This window comes from Pseudomonas sp. Van50 (assembly GCF_055390755.1).
The window spans coordinates 6,291,630-6,314,143 of sequence record NZ_AP024343.1; the positions used below are offsets into that span (position 1 = coordinate 6,291,630).

Sequence of the window (22,514 nt, forward strand, 5' to 3'; positions counted from 1 at the left end):
TGTTCATCCGTGGAGCTTAGTAATTGAAAGTCTTGACCAGCAACAGATCGCCAATGGCGCGCAGGGGCACGACAAAGGTCTCGCGTTTTTCATCGACGGTGTTTTCGTTGAGCACCAGGTTGATCTGCGAGGTGATCACCTCGTTCTGGTTGCTGGCCTCATCAAAGTTGTAGCCGCCGCTGCCGTAGTTGCCCCAATAGTTCACGTAGACCAGGTAAGTGCCGTGCATCGGCGCGGTCATGGTGAACATTTCAGGGCCGGGGCCGTCGACGCCGTCCGGGTCGAGACCGCCGCCGTTGGTCAGCGCCGGCCGACCGAAGAACGCATGTTGGCCGTCGGGTGTGACGATATGCAGATCGAGTTCGGCCTGGGGATCGTCCCAGCCCAGCACCACGCGGATCTGTGCCGGGGTGCGCAGGTTGTTGGCTTCATAGAATTGCACGCGCTTGAGGGAGCGACCTTCGGAGCTGCGCACCTCGACGCTGTTGGAACCGGCGCCGAACGCATACGGCCGGGCGAAACGGCCCTCGTCGTCGGTATAGAGATTCAGTGGATTGCCGTTGACCGCCAGGCTATGGGGCTGGCGAGCCGTGCCCATGTCCTTGATCCGGCCCTCGATCATCGTGCGGTTGCGCTGCACGCCCCGGTCAATGGGCGGGGTGGGATAGGCGACCTGCGGGTTTTCCGTGCGATCGAGCAGGCCACTGTAGCGCCAGCCCCCGACCGGCTCCGACAGCTCGGCCGAAGGCTCGGCCCACGCCAACGGCGCACCGAGCAACACGATCAATAAAGAAAGAAAACGCACGTATGCCTCCTGCCATGCACAACGCAACCCGGCGCCCTTCCTCGGCGCTGCTTGTCATTATTCGGGTTTCGTCTGGAGGCCCCGTTACAAGGGGCCGTAGATGGCGCGAAGAGTAGCTATTCGGCGGATTTTCCACAATCGGGGAACACGCGATTCTGTGTGGGAAATCACGTACCGGGAGGTGCGTGAGCCGAATAGCAGGCGTATTCGGCTCACGAAATGAGCCGAATACGAAAACTGACGTTTATTTCGGAGGCAAACCCGTGGCGAGGGAGCTTGCTCCCGCTGGGCTGCGAAGCGGCCCCTACCTGCTGGGCTTGAACCGAATTGCGACTGCTGCGCAGTCGAGCGGGAGCAAGCTCCCTCGCCACAAAAGCAGGCCGGTGCAAGCCCGTTGTCCCGCTTCGATCCCCCCTGCCCTGATTTGCCCCAAAACCCCATGTCTGCTAGTGTCGCGCCGGTTTAACAGTCAACCGGAATAGCCGCCATGGCCCGCAAAAAAGCTGCACTGGATTTCGAACAATCTCTGGCCGACCTGCAAACGCTGGTGGAACGGCTGGAGAACGGCGAATTGTCGCTGGAAGACTCGCTGACCGCCTTCGAGCAGGGTATCGGCTTGACTCGCGACTGCCAGGCGGCGCTGGCCCAGGCCGAGCAGAAGGTGCAATTGCTGCTCGAACGCGACGGTGAGCTGACCGAAGAGCCTTTCGACGCGGAACAACCTGAATGATCGGTGCCTATCAGGCCAGCAGCCAGGCCCGGGTCAATGCTGCACTGGATACGTTGTTCAGCGCCCCGAGCCCGGAACTGGCGCGCCTGTACGAAGCCATGCGCTACAGCGTCATGAACGGCGGCAAGCGTGTGCGGCCGCTGTTGGCCTATGCCGCGTGCGAAGCCTTGGGCGGCCAGGCCGAACAGGCCAACGGCGCGGCCTGCGCGGTGGAGCTGATCCACGCGTATTCGCTGGTGCACGACGACTTGCCAGCCATGGACGATGATGACCTGCGCCGCGGCCAGCCGACCACCCACAAACAATTCGACGAAGCCTGCGCGATCCTGGCCGGCGACGGCTTGCAGAGCCTGGCCTTCAGCGCCCTGCTGGACCCGGCCCTGAGCGACTGCCCGGCGCAGATTCGCCTGGACATGGTCAGCGCCCTGGCGTTGGCGGCGGGCCCCGCTGGAATGGTCGGCGGCCAGGCCATCGACTTGGGTTCGGTGGGCCTGAAGCTGGACCAGGACGCCCTGGAATACATGCACCGGCACAAGACCGGCGCGCTGATCGAGGCCAGCGTCCAACTCGGTGCCCTGGCCAGCGGTCGGTCCACCCCCGAGCAGTTGCAAGCCTTGCAGACCTACGCCCGGGCCATTGGCCTGGCGTTCCAGGTGCAGGACGACATCCTCGACGTGGAAAGCGATACCCAGACCCTCGGCAAACGCCAGGGCGCCGATATCGCCCGGGACAAGCCGACCTACCCGGCCCTGCTCGGCCTCGCCGCGGCCAAGGCCTACGCCCTGGAGTTGCGCGACCAGGCCTTGGCCGCGCTGCGACCCTTTGACGCGGCGGCCGAGCCGTTGCGCGACTTGGCGCGCTATATCGTCGAACGACGCAGCTGATACAGGGTCAACCCATTCATAAGTGCGTATCGGCCAAGTTCCGGCCTACGCGTGGGCAGCTTGCGATGCATAAGGTAAACTGCCGCCTCTTTCTATACCTATAACGATTCGCCTGATGCCCACGACGTTTCAAGAGATTCCCCGCAAGCGCCCGACCACGCCCCTGCTGGACCGCGCCAACACGCCGGACGGCCTGCGTCGCCTGGGTGAAGCCGAGCTGGAAACCCTGGCCGATGAGTTGCGCCTGGAACTGCTCTATACAGTCGGCCAGACCGGTGGGCACTTCGGTGCCGGCCTGGGCGTCATCGAGCTGACGATCGCGCTGCACTACGTGTTCGACACCCCGGACGATCGGCTGGTGTGGGACGTCGGGCACCAGGCCTATCCGCACAAGATCCTCACCGATCGTCGCGAGCGCATGGGCACGCTGCGCCAGAAGGACGGCATCGCCGCCTTCCCGCGTCGCTCCGAGAGTGAATACGACACCTTTGGCGTCGGCCATTCCAGTACGTCCATCAGCGCCGCCCTGGGCATGGCGATTGCCGCCCGCCTGCAAAACAGCGAGCGCAAGGCCATTGCCGTGATCGGCGACGGCGCACTGACCGCGGGCATGGCCTTCGAGGCGCTGAACCATGCGCCGGAAGTCAACGCCAACATGCTGGTGATCCTCAACGACAACGACATGTCGATCTCGCGCAATGTCGGCGGGTTGTCCAACTACCTGGCGAAGATCCTCTCCAGCCGCACCTACGCCAGCATGCGCGAAGGCAGCAAGAAGGTGTTGTCGCGCCTGCCCGGTGCCTGGGAAATCGCCCGCCGTACCGAAGAGTACGCCAAGGGCATGCTGGTGCCCGGCACGCTGTTCGAAGAACTGGGCTGGAACTACATCGGCCCCATCGACGGCCACGACCTGCCGACCCTGATCGCCACCCTGCGCAACATGCGCGACCTCAAGGGCCCGCAGTTCCTGCACGTGGTCACCAAGAAAGGCAAAGGCTTCGCCCCGGCGGAGGTCGACCCGATCGGCTACCACGCCATCACCAAGCTCGAACCCCTGGACGCACCGGCCGCCGCGCCGAAAAAAGCCGGTGGACCGAAGTATTCCAGCGTTTTCGGCCAATGGCTGTGCGACATGGCCGCCGCCGATCCACGCCTGGTGGGCATTACCCCGGCGATGAAGGAAGGCTCGGACCTGGTGGCGTTCAGCGAACGCTACCCGCAGCGCTATTTCGACGTGGCGATTGCCGAGCAGCACGCCGTGACCCTCGCCGCCGGCATGGCCTGCGAAGGTGCCAAGCCGGTGGTGGCGATCTATTCGACCTTCCTGCAACGGGCCTACGACCAGTTGATCCATGACGTGGCGGTGCAGAACCTCGACGTGCTGTTCGCCATCGACCGCGCCGGCCTGGTGGGCGAAGACGGCCCGACCCACGCCGGCAGCTTCGACCTGTCGTTCCTGCGCTGCATCCCCGGCATGCTGGTGATGACCCCGAGCGATGAAAACGAGCTGCGCAAGATGCTCACCACCGGCCACCTGTTCAATGGCCCGGCGGCGGTGCGCTACCCTCGTGGCACCGGCCCGAACGCGACCCTCTCGACCGACCTCGAACCCATCGAGATCGGCAAGGGCGTGATCCGCCGCCAGGGCAAGCAAACCGCCCTGCTGGTGTTCGGCGTGCAACTGGCCGAGGCCTTGAAAGTCGCCGACACCTTGGACGCTACCGTGGTGGACATGCGTTTCGTCAAACCCCTGGACGAAGCCCTGGTGCGCGAGATGGCCGGCAGCCATGACCTGCTGGTGACCATCGAGGAAAACGCCATCATGGGCGGTGCCGGCGCGGCGGTCAGCGAGTTCCTGGCCCGGGAGAACATCCTCAAGTCGGTGCTGCACCTGGGCCTGCCGGACAGCTACGTCGAACACGCCAAGCCGGCACAGATGCTGGCCGAATGCGGGCTGGACGAGGCGGGGATCGAAGCGGCGGTGCGCCAGCGGTTGCAGCTGTTGGGCCTGTAAGTTCAGCCAACACAGATCCCCTGTGGGAGCGAGCTTGCTCGCGATAGCGGTGTGTCAGCCAATGGATGACTTGACTGATCTTCCGCCATCGCGAGCAAGCTCGCTCCCACAAGGGGTTTGTGCAGATCAGAAATGTCCGGACCCCCATGAAACTCCGCCTCGCCCTAACCCTGTCCCTACTGCCAACCCCCGACCTGCTGGCCGACACCTTCGAACGCGACCAGGCCTTGAAGCTGCCCGACATCGTGATCAGCGCCAACCGCCAGGTCGAGGCCCGCAACGACAGCAGTGCCGCCAACACCGTGTTCACCCGCGACGACATCGAGCGCTTGCAACCGACCAGTGTCACGGACTTGCTCAGCCGCGTGCCGGGTGTCCAAGTGGCGCCGCTGGGTGGGCGCGGCAGCCTGCCGGGGATTTACATTCGCGGGACCAAATCGGCCCAGAGCCTGGTGCTGGTGGACGGCCAGCGCATCGGCAACGCCACCTCCGGTGACAGCAACCTGCAACGCCTGAACATCAACCAGATCGAGCGCGTGGAAGTGCTACGCGGTTCGCGCTCGGTGATCTACGGCGCCGACGCAGTGGGCGGGGTGATCCAGATTTTCACCCGGCGCGGCAACACCCAGGGTCTGCAACCGCGCCTGCACGTGGGGGTCGGCAGCCACCAGACCTGGGAGCGCAGCCTGGGCCTGTCCGGCGGCGACGAGCAGACCCGTTTCAACCTCGGTGCCAGCCTCGACGACAGCGCCGGCAGCAACCGGACCCACGAGTCCTACGCCAGCGACCGCGACGACGATGCCAACCGCAACCAGTCCTTCAGCCTGAGCCTGAGCCATGCGGCCAGCGATGACCTGGAAGTTGGCCTGAACCTGCTGGATAACCGCGGCAAAAGCGAATACGACAACCCGTTCGGCCGCTTCGACCCGAGCACGTTCGAGTCGCTGCCCCAGCAACCCTACAGCGAGTTCGCGGTGAGCAGCTTCAGCACCTATGTGGACGGGCGCATCAACGACACCTGGAAATCCCGCCTGGAACTGGGCCACAGCGAGAACCGCGAAAAGACCTTCGACAAGCTCAGCGATGTCCGCGAAGTCTTCAACACCTACCGCGATTCGGTGACCTGGCAGAACGATGTGACGCTGGACGAGCGCAACAGCCTGATCGTCGGCGGCGACTGGTATCAGGACCGGGTCAACAGCAGCACACCGTTCGACGAGGACAGCCGCTGGAACCGTGCAGCGTTCATCCAGCACCGCTTCCAGGCCGAAACGTTCTCGACGGAACTGGGCCTGCGTCGCGACCAGAACCAACAGTTTGGCGGCCAGAACAGTTGGAGCGGCACCCTCACCGTGCCGGTCAATCCGGCCAACGACCTGTTGCTGACCTACAGTGAGAGCTTCCGCGCACCGACCTTCAACGACCTGTACTACCCGGACTTCAGCAACCCCGACCTGAAGCCCGAGACGGCCAAGAGCTACGAGCTGCAGTGGCGCAGCCAACTGAGCGACAGCGCCCGCCTGGAAACCTCGCTGTACCGCACCGACCTGGAAGACGCGATCATTTTTGGCCGCGACTCACGCCCGCAGAACGTCGCCTCGGCGCGGATCGACGGCTTTGAAATGGCCTACCTGCAGGATGTCTTCGGCTGGCAGGGCAATCTGGCCCTGGCCATCATCGACCCGCGCGACCGCGACAGCGGTCACACCCTGGCCCGCCGCGCCCGGCGGACCTTGAGCCTGGACCTGGACCGGCAATTCGATCGCCTCGGCCTGGGCGCCACCTGGCAAGCGGTGAGCGGCAGCTATGACGACGAAGACAACCGCAACGCCTTGGGCGGCTATGCCCTGCTCGGGTTGCGCGGCAGTTGGGCGCTGACCCGGGAGGTGAAGCTGGAGATGAAGGTGGATAACCTGCTGGACAAGGGTTACAGCCGGGCGCTGTATAGCCATGATGGCGGGCAGTATGGGTATCGGGAGGAAGGTCGGGCGTGGTTGTTTGGGGTGACTTGGACCCCGTCACTCTGATCCAGGAACTGTGGTGTCTGGCCTGGCCTCATCGCGAGCAAGCTCGCTCCCACAGTTAATCTGTCGTGAAATCCCTGTGGGAGCGAGCTTGCTCGCGATTACAGGCGCCGCGGTCTATCGGTCTGGCGCAATCAACTCACATAGCCGCGCCGTCGCCTCGATCATCTGCCCACTGGGCCGTTCCAGGCCTTTGTCATTGACCAACAACAAGCGCCCCTGCGCCACCGGCCAGGTTTTCCAGGCATCGAGCTGCGTCTGTTCCGTGGCCAGGATGACGTGCGGACTACGTTGCAGCACCGCTTCCACACTCACCTGCGGCGCCGGCACGCTCAGATCGGCAAAAACGTTGTGGGCACCGCACACGCTCAGCGCATCACTGATGATCTGCCCGCCACCAACGGTGTACAGCGGCCGGTCCCAGACCTGGTAGAACACCGGCAACGGCGGGTCCCGTCGATAGCGCTGGCGTAGCGCCTCGAGACGTCCGCGCAACTGCGCCGCCCGTTGTACGCCCCGCTCCGGGCGGCCGAGCTGCTTGGCGATGGCTTCGATTTGCGTGATGAGTTGGTCGAGGCTGCGGGGCTCGGCGACATGGATGGGGATGCCCAGGCCCTTGAGCTGCTCGCGCTGGGCCGGGCCGACACTGCCAGGCCAGAGCAGGAGCAGATCGGGCTTGAGGCTGAGCAAGCGCTCCATGTCCAGTTGCCCGTAACGGCCTACCGAAGGCACGTCCTTGAGCGCCGGCGGGCGATCCCCGCCATCCAGCACGCCCACCAACAGGTCGGCGGCGCCCAGTTCAACGACGATTTCCGACAGCGACGGCGCCAGGCTGACGACCCGCGAGGCGGCCATCGTCGAGGCGCTGACGGCCAGCAGCAAAACCGTCAGCCAGCGGTTCATCAGCCGAGTTGACGCGGGATGCGGTACAGGTAGAACAACACGGCGGTCGACAAGGCCAGCAGCATCAACGGCACGGCTTCCAGGCCCACGAACACCGCCAGGGCGCCGATCCAGGCTGGCAGCCCGGCCACCAGGAAAGCGGCGCGGCGACGGGCCGCCAGGTCGATCCAGGCCTGGGGCTCTTCGGGTGTGTCGAGGGCTTTCTGGGTGGCAACCAGGGCCTGTTTATACGGCCCGAAGAATCGCAGGCTGACAAACATCGACGCCAGGCCGGCAATGAACAACGGCATCGCCAGCACCGGCAGAATCGCTTCGCCCTGGCCGAACACCGCATTGATCACAAACAGTGGCAGCAAGGCCAGGGCCAGGTATTTCCACCAACTGACCGACAGCCGCCGCCGAACCTGACCGCGCGTCACGCCCGGTCAACCTCGCCTTGGTGCTCGTTGCCCATCATGTGGTCGAGCTTGCTGGCCTTGGTTGCCAGGTAGAGTTTGTTGTGGGGGTTGTGACCGGTGTGCAGCGGCACACGCTCGGCCACCACGATGCCCATGTCGGTCAACGCCTTGACCTTGCGTGGGTTGTTGGTCATCAAGCGCAGCGACTTCACGCCCAGATGCTCCAGCATCGGCAGGCAGATGCTGTAGTCACGCAGGTCGGCAGCAAAGCCCAGGCGTTCGTTGGCTTCCACGGTATCGGCGCCGCCATCTTGCAGTTCATAGGCGCGGATCTTGTTCAACAGGCCAATGCCACGGCCTTCCTGGCGCAGGTACAGCAACACGCCACGGCCTTCGCGGGCGATGGCCTGCAGCGCGGCCTCGAGTTGCGAACCGCAATCGCAGCGCTGGCTGAACAGGGCATCACCGGTCAGGCATTCGGAGTGCAGGCGACCCAGCACCGGAGAACCGTCGGCGAAATCACCCAGGCTGAGCACGACGTGCTCGCGGCCGGTGGCTTCATCGAGAAAACCATGCATGGTGAATTGCGCAAAGGGCGTTGGCAGCTTGGAAGCGGCAACAAAAACGACAGGCACCGGTGTGCTCCTGATCTAGTACTGGAGTTTCGCAGAGGCGGGCATTGTAACAGCACGTCCCGACCGACGCTTAGGCTGAATTGTCGGCCATAACCATCGAAAAGTTTGATTACGGCTTCGGTGGCTTGCCATTCTCGTCGAAAGGATAGGGTTGCTTCCAGTGTTCGAAAATCGGCTTGAGCTGGCCGCTTTTCACCAGCACTTCCATCCGCCGGTCGAACAGCTCGCTCAGTGCCCGTCCGTTGGCGGTGTTGGCAAAGCCCAGGTAGAGAGGCAAATTGATCAGCGGCGAGAGTTTGAACTGCTTCGGGTTATCGGCCTTGGCGAGCACTTCTTCGATTTCCATCGACGCATCGATGTAAAAATCCGCTCGCTCATGGATCAGCATCGGCAAGATACCCACCGCCCGGTGGATCTCATTGAAACGCCGGATGTTGGGCAGGTAGTTGTTGTATTCGTACCCACGCATCCATACCAGCCGATAGTTGCCAATCGTCGCCAGGGTAGGCGTCGGCTTGGAGGCCAACCCCAAGGCATAGATGTGATCGACGTCGTAGTGCCACTTCGGGTAAAGCACGCCTTCGGATTCATCCCGATAGGCGCCGACCTGCACATCGACCTCGCCGCGCTGCACCAGCCCTATCGAACGGGTGTAGGGCACGCTGCGGATTTCCAGCTTGACGCCTTCAGGCTCGAACACCGCGCGCAAGATGTCCCAGCCCATGCCCTGGCCGTCGGCCTGGGTGTAATCGGCCCACTCCTCACTCGCCGCGCGAACCTTGTCAGGCTGCGGCGCCGACTCGGCCACCCTCACCCCCACACAGGCTCCTAAACACAGCAACAGCAGTAGTGCGCGGCTTACGCCCATGCCTGGCTCCTTCAGGTGAAACACCACACCAATCCTTGCATTGCCAGCCAGGCGAAAACCCCGGCCAATACATCGTCGAGCATGATCCCGACGCCTCCGTGCACCTGTCGGTCGATCCAGCGGATCGGCCACGGCTTGAGGATATCGAAGAAACGGAACACCAGAAATCCCGTCAGCAACCAATACCAGCCTTCCGGCACCAGCCACAAGGTGATCCACATGCCGACCATTTCGTCCCAGACGATGCCTTCATGATCGTGCACCCGCAGGTCGTCCGCCACTTTGCCACACAGCCAGAAGCCAAACAGCATGGTGATGCCGAGCATCAACCAGTAGCCCCAGTCCGGCAACATCTGCCACAACGGAATGAAGGGTAGCGCAACCAGCGAGCCCCAGGTGCCCGGCGCTTTAGGTAAAGTGCCCGAACCAAAGCCAAATGCCAGGAAATGCCAGGGATTGCGCCAGACCGAAGGCGGAACGAACTCTGCCGGGACCTGGTTGGGATGATCTGTCACGGTGTCTCCCGAAAATGTTGATAGCCCCGTACGTGCGGGGTGATGTCGTGCCCGTCGCTGTCCACCAGCGTGACGCCTTGCCCGGCCAGGACGCTGCCGATCACATGGATCGGCCAGCCTGCGGCCTGCAACGCCGACAATCGGCTCGGTGGCAGGGCGAACAGCAGCACGTAGTCGTCACCGCCGCTCAGGGCGGCCTGCGCGGCATCGGCCTCGCCAAGAAACGCGACCAGAGCGCTGGACAGCGGCAGTCGGTCCCGTTCAACCTGCAAGGCTACCCCGGACGCCAGGGCGATATGCCCACAATCGGCCAGCAGGCCATCGGAAATATCCATCGCCGCGCTGGCCTTTCCCCGCAACGCCAGGCCCAAGTCGATCTGCGGTCGGGGTGACCAATAATGAGCCAGCAGTGGCTCGGCAATCCCAGGCTCGGCGCGCCGCTGGCCAAGCACCAACGGCAAGGCGCCGGCGGCATTGCCCAGTTCGCCGCCGACACACAGCAGGTCGCCGGGCTGTGCGCCGCTGCGGGTCAGGGCCTGGCCGGAAGGCACGTGGCCGAACACGGTCATGGTCAGGCTCAACGGCCCACGCGTGGTGTCCCCTCCCACCAACGCCACGCCACAGGCCTGGGCCATCTGGTTCAAACCGCGGGCATAGGCTTGCAGCCAATCGGTGGTCACCGTCGGCAAGGTCAGGGCAAGGGTAAAGGCCAAAGGCTTGGCGCCCATGGCGGCCAGGTCGCTGACCGCCACGGCCAGCGAGCGCTGGCCGAGCAGGAACGGGTCGCAAGGGTCTGGAAAATGCACACCGGCCACGAGCGTGTCGGTGGAGACCGCCAGCTGTTCTCCGAAAGGAGCTGCCAGCAAGGCGCAGTCGTCGCCGATCCCCAGCGCAACGCCCTCGCCGCCCTGCGCGCAAGGCGCGGCGGCGAAGTAGTTACGGATCAGCTCAAACTCACCCATTGGGATAACAAGCGCCAATCAGCGCTTGAACGCCTTCACTTCAGCTTCACGCAGGCGCGGGGCGAGCTTGTCGAGCACACCGTTGACGAACTTGTGGCCATCGGTGGAACCGAAGACTTTCGCCAGTTCGATCCCTTCGTTGATCACCACGCGGTACGGTACGTCGACGCGCTTGAGCAGTTCCCAGGTGGACAGGCGCAGAACCGCCAGTTCAACCGGATCCAGCTCTTCGATGGTCAAGTCCAGGCAAGGCGTGAGCGCGGTGTCGATTTCGGTCTTGAACTGCGGGACCCCATGCAGGATCTCGCGGAAATAAGCACCGTCGACATCACTGAAATCGTTATCGACCCGAAACTGCGCTTCGATCTCGTTCAGCGATTGCTTGGCCATGTGCCATTGATACAGCGCCTGGGTCGCGAGCTGACGGGCTTCGCGACGCTTGACGCTTTTCGATGGCTTGCCGGCGTCCGCAGGCTTTGGATCGCGCGGGTTGAAACGATCGCTTTCGTCGCTAATCACTTGGCCTCCAACTGCGCCAGCAGGCTGACCATTTCCAGGGCGGACAGGGCAGCTTCGGCACCTTTGTTACCGGCCTTGGTGCCGGAACGTTCGATGGCTTGTTCGATGGAGTCAACGGTCAGCACGCCAAAAGCGACCGGCACGCCGAATTCCATGGACACCTGGGCCAGGCCCTTGGTGCATTCGCCAGCCACGTATTCGAAGTGCGGAGTACCGCCACGAATGACCGCGCCCAGGGCGATGATCGCCGCATATTCGCCCTTTTGAGCGACTTTCTGCGCAACCAGCGGAATTTCGAAGGCGCCAGGGGCACGGATGATGGTGATGTCGCTTTCGCTCACGCCATGGCGAACCAGGGCATCGACCGCACCGCCAACCAGGCTCTCGACCACGAAACTGTTGAAACGGCCCACTACCAGAGCGTAGCGGCCTTTAGGGGCGATGAAGGTACCTTCGATGGTCTTCAGGGTCATTCGTCAGATCTCTTAAAGAGCCAGAGCGCGTTCTATACGCGCTCCTTCAGTGATATTAGCCACGAATACTGCATCGGAAATCCCGTCATGCTGTTCATTTTCAAGCTTTTGTGGCGAGGGAGCTTGCTCCCGCTGGGCTGCGAAGCGGCCCCTGTTGTGGGTGCTGCGCACCCAAGCGGGAGCAAGCTCCCTCGCCACAATGAATCCAACCAGCCTTACTCAAGTGAACAACAATGCCGAAATCTCCGGGCCATTATTCGGAGGGCACGTATTCTACAACTTCCAGATCGAAACCGGATATCGCATTAAATTTCATCGGTGCGCTCATCAGGCGCATTTTACGCACGCCCAGGTCGCGAAGGATCTGCGAACCGGCACCGACGATGCTGTAGGTGGTCGGTTTTTTCACCGCTGCCTGATCGCCGGTTTCACGAATGTGCGCCAGCAGCACGTCGCCATCGAGCGGGTGGCCGAGCAGCAACACCACGCCGCTGCCGGCCTCGGCCACCGCGGCCATGGCGGCCCGCAGGCTCCAGCGGCCGGGTTGCTTGACCATCAGCAGGTCGCGCAGCGGGTCCATGTTGTGCACGCGCACCAGGGTCGGCTCTTCGGCGCATACAGTACCCAGGGTCAGCGCCATGTGCACGTCGCCTTCCACCGAGTCGCGGTAGGTCACCAGGTTGAACTGGCCCAGTTCGCTGTCCAGCGGCTGCTCGGCAATCCGCTGAACGGTACGTTCGTGGATCATCCGGTAGTGGATCAGGTCGGCGATGGTGCCGATCTTGATGTTGTGTTCGGCGGCGAAGGTTTCCAGTTCCGCACGACGGGACATGGTGCCGTCGTCGTTCATCACTTCGCAGATCACGCCGCTGGGTTCGAAGCCGGCCATGCGCGCCAGGTCGCACGCTGCTTCGGTGTGGCCGGCGCGGGCCAGGGTGCCACCGGCCTGGGCCATCAGCGGGAAGATGTGGCCGGGGCTGACGATGTCTTCGGCCTTGGCGTCCCGGGCGGCGGCAGCCTGTACGGTGCGCGCGCGATCAGCGGCGGAGATCCCGGTGGTCACGCCTTCGGCGGCCTCGATGGACACGGTGAACTTGGTGCCGAAGCCCGAGCCGTTGCGTGGCGCCATCAGCGGCAACTTCAGCAGTTCGCAGCGCTCGCGGGTCATCGGCATGCAGATCAGCCCACGGGCGTGCTTGGCCATGAAATTGATGTGTTCGGCCTTGCAGCACTCGGCGGCCATGATCAGGTCGCCTTCGTTCTCGCGGTCTTCGTCATCCATGAGGATGACCATCTTGCCTTGGCGGATGTCTTCAACCAGTTCTTCGATGCTATTGAGCGCCACGCGGCACCCCCTTGGGTCAGGATTTGAGGTAGCCGTTGGCGGCCAGAAAACTTTCGGTGATGTTACCGGCCCGCCCTTGTGAAGAGTCAGACTCTGCGGCCTTGTCTCCCATAAGCAGGCGTTCCAGGTAACGGGCCAGCAAGTCGACTTCCAGGTTGACCCGGCGACCAGGCCGGTACGAAGCCATGATGGTTTCGCTCAGCGTGTGGGGAATGATCGTCAGCAGGAATTCGGCGCCATCCACCGCGTTGACCGTCAGGCTGGTGCCGTCGACGGTGATCGAGCCTTTATGGGCGATGTACTTGGCCAGCTCCTTCGGGGCGCGGATGCGAAACTCCACGGCCCGGGCGTTATCCGTGCGCGAGACCACTTCGCCGACGCCGTCCACGTGGCCGCTGACCAGGTGCCCGCCCAGGCGAGTGGTGGGGGTCAGGGCTTTTTCCAGGTTGACCGGGCTGCCACTCTTGAGGTCGTTCATGGCCGTGCAGTCGAGGGTTTCGCGGCTGACGTCCGCCAGGAAGCCGTTGCCTGGCAGTTCAACGGCGGTCAGGCAAACGCCGTTTACCGCGATGCTGTCGCCCAACTTGACGTCGCTCAGGTCGAGCTTGCCGGTTTCGACGTAGACCCGCACATCGCCGCCCTTGGGGGTGAGTGCACGGATGCTGCCGATGGATTCGATGATGCCGGTAAACATGGAGTCCTCCTCGAGAACGGGCCGCCGCGTGAGCGAAAGCCGGGAATTATACGCTCGCCTGCGCGACGGGAACGGCGATGACTCGCCAGTCATCGCCCACGGCGCGGATTTCGGTGATTTTCAGCTGGGGAGCGTCCTTCATCTGCGCCAGCGGCCAGTCCAGCAGTGGCCGCGCCGAAGAACCGAGGAACTTGCCGGCGATGAAAATCTGGAACTCGTCCACCAGCCCCTGCCGGGCGAAAGCCCCCGCCAGGCGCGGACCGGCCTCCACCAGCACTTCATTGACATCCCGGGCAGCCAGCGCCACCAGCAGCCGACGCAGATCGACCTGGCCGTCATCGCCCGCCACGATCATGCATTCAGGACCGTTGGCGTATTGTTCTTCCACCGCCATGCAGGTAGCGACCAGCGCCGGGCCGGCCTTGAAAAACGGCGCATCCAGCGGCACCCGCAGGCGCCCGTCCACCAGTACCCGCAACGGCGGACGGCTCATGACCAACGCAGTCTGCTCGGCATCCAGCCCGAGTTCATCGGCGCGCACGGTCAGCCGGGCATTGTCCGCCAGCACCGTGTCGGCGCCGGTCAGCACCACACTGGCCTGGGCGCGCAGGCGTTGGACCGCCGAACGTGCGGCCGGGCCGGTGATCCACTGGCTTTCGCCGCTTTCCATGGCGGTGCGGCCATCCAGGCTCATGGCGAGCTTGACCCGCACGAACGGCAGGCCCTGTTCCATGCGCTTGAGAAAACCTTCATTGAGCTTGCGCGCCTCACCTTCCTGCACGCCGCTTTCGGTGGCGATGCCGGCCTGGGCCAGGCGTTGCAGGCCGCGCCCGGCGACTGCCGGGTTAGGGTCCTGCATCGCTGCCACCACCCGCGCCACGCCGGCATTGACCAGCGCATCGGCACAAGGCGGGGTACGCCCGTGGTGACTGCAAGGCTCGAGGGTCACGTAGGCCGTGGCGCCCCGGGCGTTGTCACCGGCGGCCCGCAGGGCATGGACTTCGGCATGGGGCTCGCCAGCGCGGATGTGCCAGCCTTCGCCGACAATCTGCCCGTCACGCACGATCACGCAACCGACCCGGGGGTTGGGGTGGGTGGTGTAGTGACCGCGCCGCGCCAACTCCAGGGCGCGGGCCATGTAGTGGGCGTCGAGGACGGCCTGCTGCGCCGGGACGGTCATTCTTTCACCGGTTCGCGGGCCAGGCGGTCGATTTCTTCACGGAACTCGTTCAGGTCCTGGAAGCGCCGGTATACCGAGGCGAAACGGATGTAGGCGACTTCGTCGAGCTTCTGCAGCTCGGCCATCACCAACTCTCCGACCACCAGGGACTTGACCTCGCGCTCGCCGGTCGCCCGCAGCTTGTGCTTGATGTGCACCAGCGCCGCTTCCAGGCGCTCGACGCTCACCGGGCGTTTTTCCAGGGCGCGCTGCATGCCGGCGCGCAGTTTTTCTTCGTCGAACGGCTGGCGGCTGCCGTCGGTTTTGATCAGGCGCGGCAACACCAGTTCAGCGGTCTCGAACGTCGTGAAACGCTCGCCGCAAGCCAGGCATTCGCGGCGGCGGCGGACTTGTTCGCCCTCGGCGACCAGTCGCGAGTCGATGACCTTGGTGTCGTTGGCACCGCAGAAGGGACAGTGCATGGTGGCAGGCAACAAAAAAAGGGAGGGCCATGGTAGCGCATCCCACTGGCAAGACAAGCCATAGGGTTTACGGTATACAGACGGGCTTACCGTCAGATCCATGGAATTCACCTTGCTGGAGCCACACATGCCGCTACGATCGCTCGTTTTGCTCAGTTTTTTCAGCCTGCTGATGGCGTGCAGCAGCGATGCCCCCAAGCCCGCCGCTCCCGCTCCCGCTCCGGCCCCCGCGCCGAAACAGGCCCAGGAAAAGGCCCGGCAGGCCACCGAGCTGGGACCGCTGCCGGCGTACCAGCGCGAGTTGAGCGGCACCCTGCAAGGCGTGCCGGCCGGAGCCGAAGTGGAACTGGCGCTACTGGTGATCGACGACAAGGACCGTCCACAACAACTGCTTGCCAGTTCCAGCCTGATCGGCACCAACCAGGCCCTGTCCTTCCGCTTGCGCTTCAACCCGGAAGCCTTCCCGGTGGGCGCCCGCGTGGAACTGCGTGGCCGCGCCAGCCAGTCCGGCCAGTTGATCCTGCACTTGCCGGAACAACGCATCAGCCAACCGACCACCCAGGCGTTGGGCACCCTGCAATTCGTCAAAGCGCCATGAGTGCACCGCAAGACCTGCAACGGGCGTTGAGTGAATTGCTTGGCGACGCGCGTCTGGTGGCTTGTCCGCTATCCGGCGCTGACTTGAAGTTGTGGCTGATCGACGGCGACAACATGGACCGCGCCTTCAGCCCGGAAGAAACCCGGCGCATTCTCCACGAGCCGCCCTATTGGAGTTTCTGCTGGGCCAGCGGCTTGGCGATGGCCCGCTACCTCGCCGAGCAGCCGCAGTGGGTCGAAGGCAAGCGGGTGCTGGATTTTGGTGCCGGTTCCGGCGTGGCGGGCATCGCAGCGGTCAAGGCTGGGGCGCTGGAGGTGGTGGCCTGCGACCTCGACCCACTGGCGATTGCCGCCTGTCAGGCCAATGCTGCGCTCAATGACGTGGCGTTGGGTTATTCGACGGACTTTTTCGCCGAGGCCGATCGTTTCGACCTGATCCTGGTCGCCGACGTGCTCTACGACCGGGCCAACCTGCCACTGCTCGACCAGTTCCTCAGCCGTGGTCGCGAGGCGTTGGTGGCCGATTCCCGGGTGCGGGATTTCCAGCATCCGCTGTACCGGCGCATCGAAATGCTCCAGGCCATGACCCTGCCGGACCTGGCCGAGCCGGAAGAGTTTCGGCATGTGAGCCTGTACCACGCGCGGCGCTGACCCTGAAAGCATCGCGAGCAAGCTCGCTCCCACAGGGGCTGAGATCCCTAGTGGGAGCAAGCTTGCTCGCGATGGGGCCCTCTCTCACCGCCACCCCGCTTTCAGCCACCCCCACCACGCCGTATAGTTGCCCCATTCAAGCGCTCTACGAGATTGCCCATGACTCAGGAAACGCCCTACATCTTCGACGCTACCACGGCCGATTTCGACCAATCGGTGATCGCGAACTCTTTCCACAAACCGGTACTGGTGGATTTCTGGGCCGAGTGGTGTGCGCCGTGCAAGGCTCTGATGCCAATGCTGCAAACCATTGCCGAGAGCTATCAAGGCGAATTGCTGCTGGCCAAGGTCAACTGCGACATCGAGCAGGACATTGTGGCCCGCTTCGGCATTCGCAGCCTGCCGACGGTGGTGTTGTTCAAGGACGGTCAGCCCGTTGATGGCTTTGCCGGTGCCCAGCCGGAATCGGCGGTACGCACGATGCTCGAACCCCATGTGCAGATGCCACCGCCGGCCGCCGCCGACCCGTTCGAACAGGCCCAGGCGCTGTTCGACGACGGTCGCTTCGCCGACGCCGAAGCCGTGCTCACCGTCTTGCTGGGTGAAGACAACACCAACGCCAAGGCCCTGATCCTGTATGCCCGCTGCCTGACCGAGCGTGGCGAGCTGGACGAAGCGCAGACGGTGCTCGACGCGGTGAAAAGCGATGAGCACAAGGCCGCCCTCGCCGGTGCCAAGGCGCAGATCCAGTTCCTCGGCCTGGCCAAGCACCTGCCGGACGCCGCCGATCTCAAGGCGCGCCTGGCGAAAGACCCGCAAGACGACGAAGCGGTGTACCAACTGGCGATCCAGCAACTGGCGCGCCAACAGTACGAAGCGGCCCTGGATGCGCTGCTCAAGCTGTTCGTGCGTAACCGCGGCTACAGCGAAGGCCTGCCCCACAAGACCTTGCTACAAGTGTTCGAACTGCTGGGCAACGATCATCCCCTGGTGACGACCTATCGCCGCAAGCTGTTTGCCGCGTTGTATTGACTCCCCTGTAGGAGCTGCCGAAGGCTGCGATCTTTTGATCTTTCGCTTGAGACTCAAGCGTCAGGGGAAAGATCGCAGCCTCGCTTCGCTCGTCAGCACCTACGCGGTTTCGTGCCAGCTATAGAGTGGTGTGTCGCCGCCACTGATGACTTTTACATCCGGGCTATGGCGCAGGCGCACCAACAGGCGCTTGCCCGCCGAGGCGCTGCCGGTCAGGCCTTCGAGCTGCTCCAGCAGGTCCGGACCGCTCAGTTGGCCGGCCTTGCGCAGCAGTTCCTTGGCGATCTGCCATTGGGCATCGTCCTGGTTCGTCGGTTTGGCCGCCGGTGCCGCCGTGCCTTCGGACTTGGCCACTTGCAACTGCGCGCCGAGCTGCGCCCAGTCGCCCTCATCCATTTCGATCGTCAAGTCCACCGGCCACTCGCCGACGGTTCCGCGTATCCGCAACATCACCGTGCTCCTGAATATTTCATGTACGCATGCTCCCATGGCCCTTGCGCGACGCCAAGCAGACGGTCAAACTCTCCGCGCTTTCGTTATAAGATTACATAACCTTTTCGGAGACTCGTCATGCGTCGTCTGCTTCTCGCTTTGCCGTTCGCCCTGCTGCCATTGGCCGTCGCTCATGCGGCGGTGGAGCATGACCACGACCATGATCACGAACATGGCAGCCTCGGTGCCCATGAACACGGCGTTGCTCGACTGAACGCGGCACTGGATGGTCAGACCTTGGAGCTGGAACTGGAAAGCCCGGCGATGAACCTGGTGGGCTTCGAACACGCCGCCACCAGCGATGCCGACAAGGCCAAGGTCGCCGCGGTACGGGCGCAGTTGGACAAGCCGCTGGCACTGTTCAACCTGCCGGCCGCCGCCAAGTGCACCGTGGCCCAACAGGAACTGGAAAGCCCGTTGTTCGGCGATGAACCGGACCACGAAGACCATGACGAAGACGCCGATGGCGACGCACATCACGAGCACAGTGAGATCCATGCCCACTATCAATTCACCTGCACCGTCCCTGGCGCCTTGAAGAACCTGGACCTGGCGACACTGTTCAAAACCTTCCCGGCCACCCAGAAAATTCAGGTACAACTGATCAGCCCGAGTGGCCAACAAGGCGTGGAAGTGACGGCCAAGGCGCCAACCCTGAAATTCTGATTCACCGCAAACCCGATGTGGGAGCGAGCTTGGTGGGAGCAAAGCTTGCTCGCGATAGCGGTCCAACGGTCAACATCCAAGTTGAAGGTGATGGCCTCATCGCGAGCAAGCTCAGCTCCCACAGGTCTCCCGCAGGTTCCACTTTGAAACGACAAACATGACCCAAGCACTCATCGAACTGTCCGACCTGGGCTTCAGTTGGCCCGGGCATCCGCCCTTGCTGGATATCCCGGCGTTTCGCCTGGAAGCGGGTGAAACCTTGTTCCTCAAGGGCCCGAGTGGCAGCGGCAAGACCACGCTGCTGGGGCTGTTGGGCGGGGTGCAAACGCCGGATCGCGGCAGCATCCGCCTGCTCGGCCAGGAACTCAGCGAACTGGCCGCCGGCCGCCGCGACCGCTTTCGCGTGGACCATACCGGCTACATCTTCCAGCAGTTCAACCTGCTGCCGTTTCTCTCGGTAAGCGAGAACGTCGAACTGCCCTGCCACTTCTCGAAACTGCGCGCGCAGCGGGCCACCCAGCGCCATGGCAGTATCGATCAAGCGGCCGCCACGCTGCTGGCCCACCTGGGCTTGACCGACCCGAACCTGTTGGAGCGTCGCGCCGACTCGTTGTCCATCGGCCAGCAACAACGGGTCGCCGCCGCCCGGGCCTTGATCGGTCAACCGGAACTGGTGATCGCCGACGAACCGACTTCAGCCCTGGACTACGACGCCCGGGAAAACTTCCTGCGGCTGTTGTTCGCCGAATGCCGCGAGGCCGGGTCGAGCCTGTTGTTCGTCAGCCACGACCAGAGCCTGGCGCCGCTGTTCGACCGCCACCTCTCGCTGGCCGATCTCAATCGCGCCGCCACGCCACTCGAGGTCTGAGATGTATTTGTTCCGTCTAGCCATGGCCAGCCTGGCGAACCGCCGCTTCACCGCGATCCTCACCGCGTTTGCCATCGCCCTCTCGGTCTGTCTGCTACTGGCGGTGGAACGTGTGCGCACCGAAGCGCGAGCCAGTTTCGCCAGCACCATCAGCGGCACCGACCTGATCGTCGGAGCCCGCTCCGGCTCGGTGAACCTGCTGCTGTATTCGGTGTTTCGCATCGGCAACGCCACCAACAACATCCGCTGGGACAGCTTCGAACAGTTCGCCCAAAACCCGAAAGTGAAGTGGGCGATCCCCATGTCCCTGGGCGATTCTCATCGCGGCTATCGGGTGATGGGCACCACCGAGGCCTACTTCGAGCATTACCAGTACGGCCGCCAGCAACACCTGGAACTGGCCGATGGCCGGGCCTTCGCCACCGATCCGTTCGAAGTGGTGCTCGGTGCCGAAGTGGCCGAGGCGCTGCACTACAAGCTCGGTGACAAGCTGGTGCTGGCCCACGGCGTGGCGGCGATCAGCCTGGTCAAGCATGACGACAAGCCCTTCACCGTGGTCGGGATTCTCAAGCGCACCGGCACCCCGGTGGACCGCACGCTGCACATCAGCCTCGGCGGCATGGAGGCGATTCACATCGACTGGAAGAACGGCGTGCCAGCCCAGGGCAATGGGCGCATCAGCGCCGACCAAGCCCGAAACATGGACCTCACGCCCCAGGCGATCACCGCGTTCATGCTCGGCCTCAACAGCAAGATTTCGACCTTTGCCTTGCAACGCGAGATCAATGAGTTCCGTGGCGAACCGCTGCTGGCCATCCTCCCTGGCGTAGCACTGCAGGAGTTGTGGAGCCTGATGGGCACGGCGGAAAAGGCCTTGTTCGTGATTTCGCTGTTCGTGGTCCTGACCGGGTTGATCGGCATGCTCACGGCGATCCTCACCAGCCTCAACGAGCGTCGCCGGGAAATGGCGATCCTGCGTTCGGTGGGCGCGCGGCCGTGGCACATCGCGACGCTGCTGGTACTTGAAGCCTTTGCCCTGGCGCTGGCCGGGGTCACCGCCGGGCTGGCGTTGCTGTACATCGGCATCGCCGCCGCCCAGGGCTACGTGCAGTCGGCCTATGGCCTGTACCTGCCACTGGCGTGGCCGAGCGAATATGAATGGACGCTGCTGGCTGGCATCCTGGTCGCCGCCCTGCTGATGGGCAGCGTGCCGGCCTGGCGCGCGTATCGCCAATCGTTGGCCGACGGCCTGTCGATCCGTCTATGAGGACCTTGAAGATGCCCCGCGCCCTGCTAGCGCTGTTGATGATGGTCGCCCTGCCGCTGTGGGCGGCCGAGCCGAGGGACCTGGCCTGGTCGGAAATGATCCCGCCGGACGCACCGCCGGAAGTGCCGAACATGACGCCGCTGCACGACCTGTCGAAGATGAGCGACGCTCTGGCCGCCGAGTCCGCTCCAGCCGCCAAGCAGGATTTGCCCAACGCGCCGGTGGTCAAGGCCCTCGATGGCCAGCAGATTCGCTTGCCGGGCTACATCGTGCCGCTGGAAGTCAGTGAGGAAGGTCGCACCACGGACTTCCTGCTGGTGCCGTATTTCGGCGCCTGCATCCACGTGCCGCCACCGCCGTCGAACCAGATCGTGCATGTGAAAAGCGAGGTCGGCGTGAAGCTCGACGAGTTGTACCAGCCGTATTGGGTCGAGGGGCCGATGCAGGTCAAGCCGTCCACCAGTGAACTGGCCGACGCTGGGTATCAGATGGAGGCGCAGAAGATTTATGTGTATGAGTTGCCGGAGTGAATCGGGTGGTGATGGGCAGTCCGTCAGATAGCTATCGCGAGCAAGCTCGCTCCCACAGGAGATCTCAGTGCCTATGCGACCTGTGTGGGAGCGAGCTTGCTCGCGATGGGGCCGTCAAGGCTTGCTCATCATCATTTCATTGAGCTGGGTCAATTAATCGACCAAGACTCATTGAGCTGTGTCAAAAGACCGGGCCAGGCGGCTCCGTACCATGGGACATCAATTTTGAAATGTCCTCTGGAGCCCCCATGCACAAGTCCTTGCTCAGCGCTTCCCTCGTTGCCCTCGCGCTCGCAGCCCCGCTCGCCCAGGCCCATACGGCCGGTGACATCATCGTTCGCGCCGGCGCTATCACCGTCAATCCAGAGGCCGACAGCTCCAGCGTCAAGGTCGACCGTGGCCCGCTGGCCGGCGCCGACCTGGGCGGCAAGGCCACCATGAGCAGCGACACGCAACTGGGCCTGAACTTCGCCTACATGCTGACCAACAATTGGGGTATCGAACTGCTGGCGGCCTCGCCGTTCGAGCACGACGTGAAAATCAAAGGCACCGCCCTCGGCGCGGCCAATGGCAAGCTCGGCACCCTCAAGCACCTGCCGCCCACACTGAGCCTGGTCTACTACCCGCTCGACGCCAAGTCGGCGTTCCAGCCCTATGTCGGCGCCGGTATCAACTACACCTGGATCTACGACGAACACGTGGGCAGCGAAGCCAGCGCCAATGGCTTCAGCAACTTCCGGGCGAAAAACAGCTGGGGCATGGCGTGGCAAGTCGGTGCCGACTACATGCTGACCGACAACATCATGATCAACGGCCAGATCCGCTACATCGACATCGACACCACCGCCTATGTGGACAACAACGCCGTGGCCGGCGGTACCCGGGCCAAGGTGGATGTCGACGTGGATCCGTTCATCTACATGGTGGGGTTGGGCTACAAGTTCTAAGCCGAACTTAAAGGTACGAATATCCCTGTGGGAGCGAGCTTGCTCGCGATGACG

General features: G+C 63.6%; 26 protein-coding genes. 12 read left to right on the forward strand and 14 right to left on the reverse strand.

The genetic code is table 11. The features are described from left to right. Positions 1-16: 16 nt before the first annotated feature. Complete coding sequence (locus ACZ5M5_RS27210) at positions 17-805, reverse strand: YfaP family protein (RefSeq protein WP_060740427.1); 789 nt, start codon at positions 803-805, stop codon at positions 17-19. A 487-nt stretch (positions 806-1,292) separates the two neighbouring features. Between ACZ5M5_RS27210 and ACZ5M5_RS27215 the strand changes: the two genes are divergently transcribed. The 4 genes from ACZ5M5_RS27215 to ACZ5M5_RS27230 all read left to right on the forward strand — a co-directional run bounded on the left by ACZ5M5_RS27215 (position 1,293) and on the right by ACZ5M5_RS27230 (position 6,460). Further along, positions 1,293-1,535 (forward strand): exodeoxyribonuclease VII small subunit, encoded by a 243-nt coding sequence (locus ACZ5M5_RS27215; protein WP_003185917.1) that lies wholly within the window; start codon positions 1,293-1,295, stop codon positions 1,533-1,535. Then, on the forward strand, positions 1,532-2,419 hold the full coding sequence (gene ispA / locus ACZ5M5_RS27220) for a (2E,6E)-farnesyl diphosphate synthase (protein WP_464738228.1): 888 nt from the start codon (positions 1,532-1,534) through the stop codon (positions 2,417-2,419). Before ACZ5M5_RS27215 ends, ispA begins: the two co-directional genes overlap by 4 nt. A gap of 115 nt (positions 2,420-2,534) precedes the next feature. Then, on the forward strand, positions 2,535-4,433 hold the full coding sequence (gene dxs / locus ACZ5M5_RS27225; protein WP_207280649.1) for a 1-deoxy-D-xylulose-5-phosphate synthase: 1,899 nt from the start codon (positions 2,535-2,537) through the stop codon (positions 4,431-4,433). Positions 4,434-4,579: 146 nt separating this feature from the next. Further along, positions 4,580-6,460 carry a TonB-dependent receptor domain-containing protein gene (locus ACZ5M5_RS27230; RefSeq protein ID WP_103309260.1) on the forward strand — a complete coding sequence of 627 codons (1,881 nt, stop codon included), beginning with the start codon at positions 4,580-4,582 and terminating at the stop codon, positions 6,458-6,460. Between the two features lie 114 nt (positions 6,461-6,574). Here the strand turns inward: ACZ5M5_RS27230 and ACZ5M5_RS27235 are convergent, their stop codons facing one another. The 12 genes from ACZ5M5_RS27235 to nrdR all read right to left on the reverse strand — a co-directional run bounded on the left by ACZ5M5_RS27235 (position 6,575) and on the right by nrdR (position 15,410). Beyond that, positions 6,575-7,360 (reverse strand): cobalamin-binding protein, encoded by a 786-nt coding sequence (locus tag ACZ5M5_RS27235; protein ID WP_464738229.1) that lies wholly within the window; start codon positions 7,358-7,360, stop codon positions 6,575-6,577. Then, positions 7,360-7,779: a hypothetical protein gene (locus ACZ5M5_RS27240; protein ID WP_060740421.1), complete on the reverse strand. Its 420-nt coding sequence runs from the start codon at positions 7,777-7,779 to the stop codon at positions 7,360-7,362. Before ACZ5M5_RS27240 ends, ACZ5M5_RS27235 begins: the two co-directional genes overlap by 1 nt. Further along, on the reverse strand, positions 7,776-8,393 hold the full coding sequence (gene ribA, locus ACZ5M5_RS27245; protein WP_014340439.1) for a GTP cyclohydrolase II: 618 nt from the start codon (positions 8,391-8,393) through the stop codon (positions 7,776-7,778). The genes ACZ5M5_RS27240 and ribA overlap by 4 nt, the downstream gene beginning before the upstream one ends. Before the next feature lie 109 nt (positions 8,394-8,502). Then, positions 8,503-9,261 carry a substrate-binding periplasmic protein gene (locus ACZ5M5_RS27250; protein WP_060740420.1) on the reverse strand — a complete coding sequence of 253 codons (759 nt, stop codon included), beginning with the start codon at positions 9,259-9,261 and terminating at the stop codon, positions 8,503-8,505. Between the two features lie 11 nt (positions 9,262-9,272). Continuing rightward, positions 9,273-9,776, reverse strand: a complete 504-nt coding sequence (locus ACZ5M5_RS27255; RefSeq protein ID WP_186614572.1) for a phosphatidylglycerophosphatase A family protein — start codon at positions 9,774-9,776, stop codon at positions 9,273-9,275. Continuing rightward, the gene (gene thiL / locus ACZ5M5_RS27260; protein WP_060740419.1) at positions 9,773-10,738 is read right to left on the reverse strand and encodes a thiamine-phosphate kinase; all 966 of its coding nucleotides are present in this window, start codon (positions 10,736-10,738) and stop codon (positions 9,773-9,775) included. The genes ACZ5M5_RS27255 and thiL overlap by 4 nt, the downstream gene beginning before the upstream one ends. Before the next feature lie 18 nt (positions 10,739-10,756). Then, positions 10,757-11,257: a transcription antitermination factor NusB gene (gene nusB, locus ACZ5M5_RS27265; RefSeq protein ID WP_003185935.1), complete on the reverse strand. Its 501-nt coding sequence runs from the start codon at positions 11,255-11,257 to the stop codon at positions 10,757-10,759. After that, a complete protein-coding gene (ribH, locus tag ACZ5M5_RS27270) occupies positions 11,254-11,730 on the reverse strand; it encodes a 6,7-dimethyl-8-ribityllumazine synthase (protein WP_003206025.1) in 477 nt (158 codons plus the stop codon). The genes nusB and ribH overlap by 4 nt, the downstream gene beginning before the upstream one ends. Positions 11,731-11,983: 253 nt before the next feature. Continuing rightward, complete coding sequence (gene ribBA, locus ACZ5M5_RS27275) at positions 11,984-13,075, reverse strand: bifunctional 3,4-dihydroxy-2-butanone-4-phosphate synthase/GTP cyclohydrolase II (protein WP_003206026.1); 1,092 nt, start codon at positions 13,073-13,075, stop codon at positions 11,984-11,986. A gap of 16 nt (positions 13,076-13,091) precedes the next feature. Next, on the reverse strand, positions 13,092-13,769 hold the full coding sequence (locus tag ACZ5M5_RS27280) for a riboflavin synthase (RefSeq protein WP_464738230.1): 678 nt from the start codon (positions 13,767-13,769) through the stop codon (positions 13,092-13,094). Positions 13,770-13,815: 46 nt separating this feature from the next. After that, positions 13,816-14,949, reverse strand: coding sequence for a bifunctional diaminohydroxyphosphoribosylaminopyrimidine deaminase/5-amino-6-(5-phosphoribosylamino)uracil reductase RibD (gene ribD / locus ACZ5M5_RS27285; RefSeq protein ID WP_464738231.1), 1,134 nt, complete (start codon positions 14,947-14,949; stop codon positions 13,816-13,818). Next, positions 14,946-15,410 (reverse strand): transcriptional regulator NrdR, encoded by a 465-nt coding sequence (gene nrdR / locus ACZ5M5_RS27290; RefSeq protein WP_013694316.1) that lies wholly within the window; start codon positions 15,408-15,410, stop codon positions 14,946-14,948. The genes ribD and nrdR overlap by 4 nt, the downstream gene beginning before the upstream one ends. A gap of 127 nt (positions 15,411-15,537) precedes the next feature. On the opposite strand from nrdR, the gene ACZ5M5_RS27295 reads away from it, so the two are divergent. The 3 genes from ACZ5M5_RS27295 to trxA all read left to right on the forward strand — a co-directional run bounded on the left by ACZ5M5_RS27295 (position 15,538) and on the right by trxA (position 17,690). Then, entirely contained in the window at positions 15,538-16,008 is a 471-nt protein-coding gene (locus ACZ5M5_RS27295; RefSeq protein WP_464738232.1) for a hypothetical protein, read from the forward strand. Then, the gene (locus tag ACZ5M5_RS27300) at positions 16,005-16,658 is read left to right on the forward strand and encodes a class I SAM-dependent methyltransferase (RefSeq protein ID WP_464738233.1); all 654 of its coding nucleotides are present in this window, start codon (positions 16,005-16,007) and stop codon (positions 16,656-16,658) included. The genes ACZ5M5_RS27295 and ACZ5M5_RS27300 overlap by 4 nt, the downstream gene beginning before the upstream one ends. Positions 16,659-16,817: 159 nt before the next feature. Next, positions 16,818-17,690 (forward strand): thioredoxin, encoded by an 873-nt coding sequence (gene trxA, locus ACZ5M5_RS27305; RefSeq protein ID WP_092172783.1) that lies wholly within the window; start codon positions 16,818-16,820, stop codon positions 17,688-17,690. Between the two features lie 99 nt (positions 17,691-17,789). Here the strand turns inward: trxA and ACZ5M5_RS27310 are convergent, their stop codons facing one another. Next, positions 17,790-18,140, reverse strand: coding sequence for a hypothetical protein (locus ACZ5M5_RS27310; protein WP_060740414.1), 351 nt, complete (start codon positions 18,138-18,140; stop codon positions 17,790-17,792). Positions 18,141-18,260: 120 nt separating this feature from the next. Here ACZ5M5_RS27310 and ACZ5M5_RS27315 point away from each other — a divergent pair, with 120 nt between their 5' ends. From ACZ5M5_RS27315 to ACZ5M5_RS27335, 5 genes are all read left to right on the forward strand, one after another. Further along, positions 18,261-18,848, forward strand: a complete 588-nt coding sequence (locus ACZ5M5_RS27315; RefSeq protein WP_464738234.1) for a DUF2796 domain-containing protein — start codon at positions 18,261-18,263, stop codon at positions 18,846-18,848. Positions 18,849-19,005: 157 nt separating this feature from the next. After that, entirely contained in the window at positions 19,006-19,716 is a 711-nt protein-coding gene (locus tag ACZ5M5_RS27320; RefSeq protein ID WP_464738235.1) for an ABC transporter ATP-binding protein, read from the forward strand. Position 19,717: 1 nt separating this feature from the next. Further along, positions 19,718-20,983 carry an ABC transporter permease gene (locus tag ACZ5M5_RS27325; RefSeq protein WP_060740411.1) on the forward strand — a complete coding sequence of 422 codons (1,266 nt, stop codon included), beginning with the start codon at positions 19,718-19,720 and terminating at the stop codon, positions 20,981-20,983. Positions 20,984-20,994: 11 nt separating this feature from the next. After that, positions 20,995-21,513, forward strand: a complete 519-nt coding sequence (locus ACZ5M5_RS27330; protein ID WP_025215734.1) for a DUF3299 domain-containing protein — start codon at positions 20,995-20,997, stop codon at positions 21,511-21,513. Between the two features lie 248 nt (positions 21,514-21,761). Beyond that, positions 21,762-22,460 carry an OmpW/AlkL family protein gene (locus ACZ5M5_RS27335; protein ID WP_060740410.1) on the forward strand — a complete coding sequence of 233 codons (699 nt, stop codon included), beginning with the start codon at positions 21,762-21,764 and terminating at the stop codon, positions 22,458-22,460. Positions 22,461-22,514 lie beyond the last annotated feature (54 nt).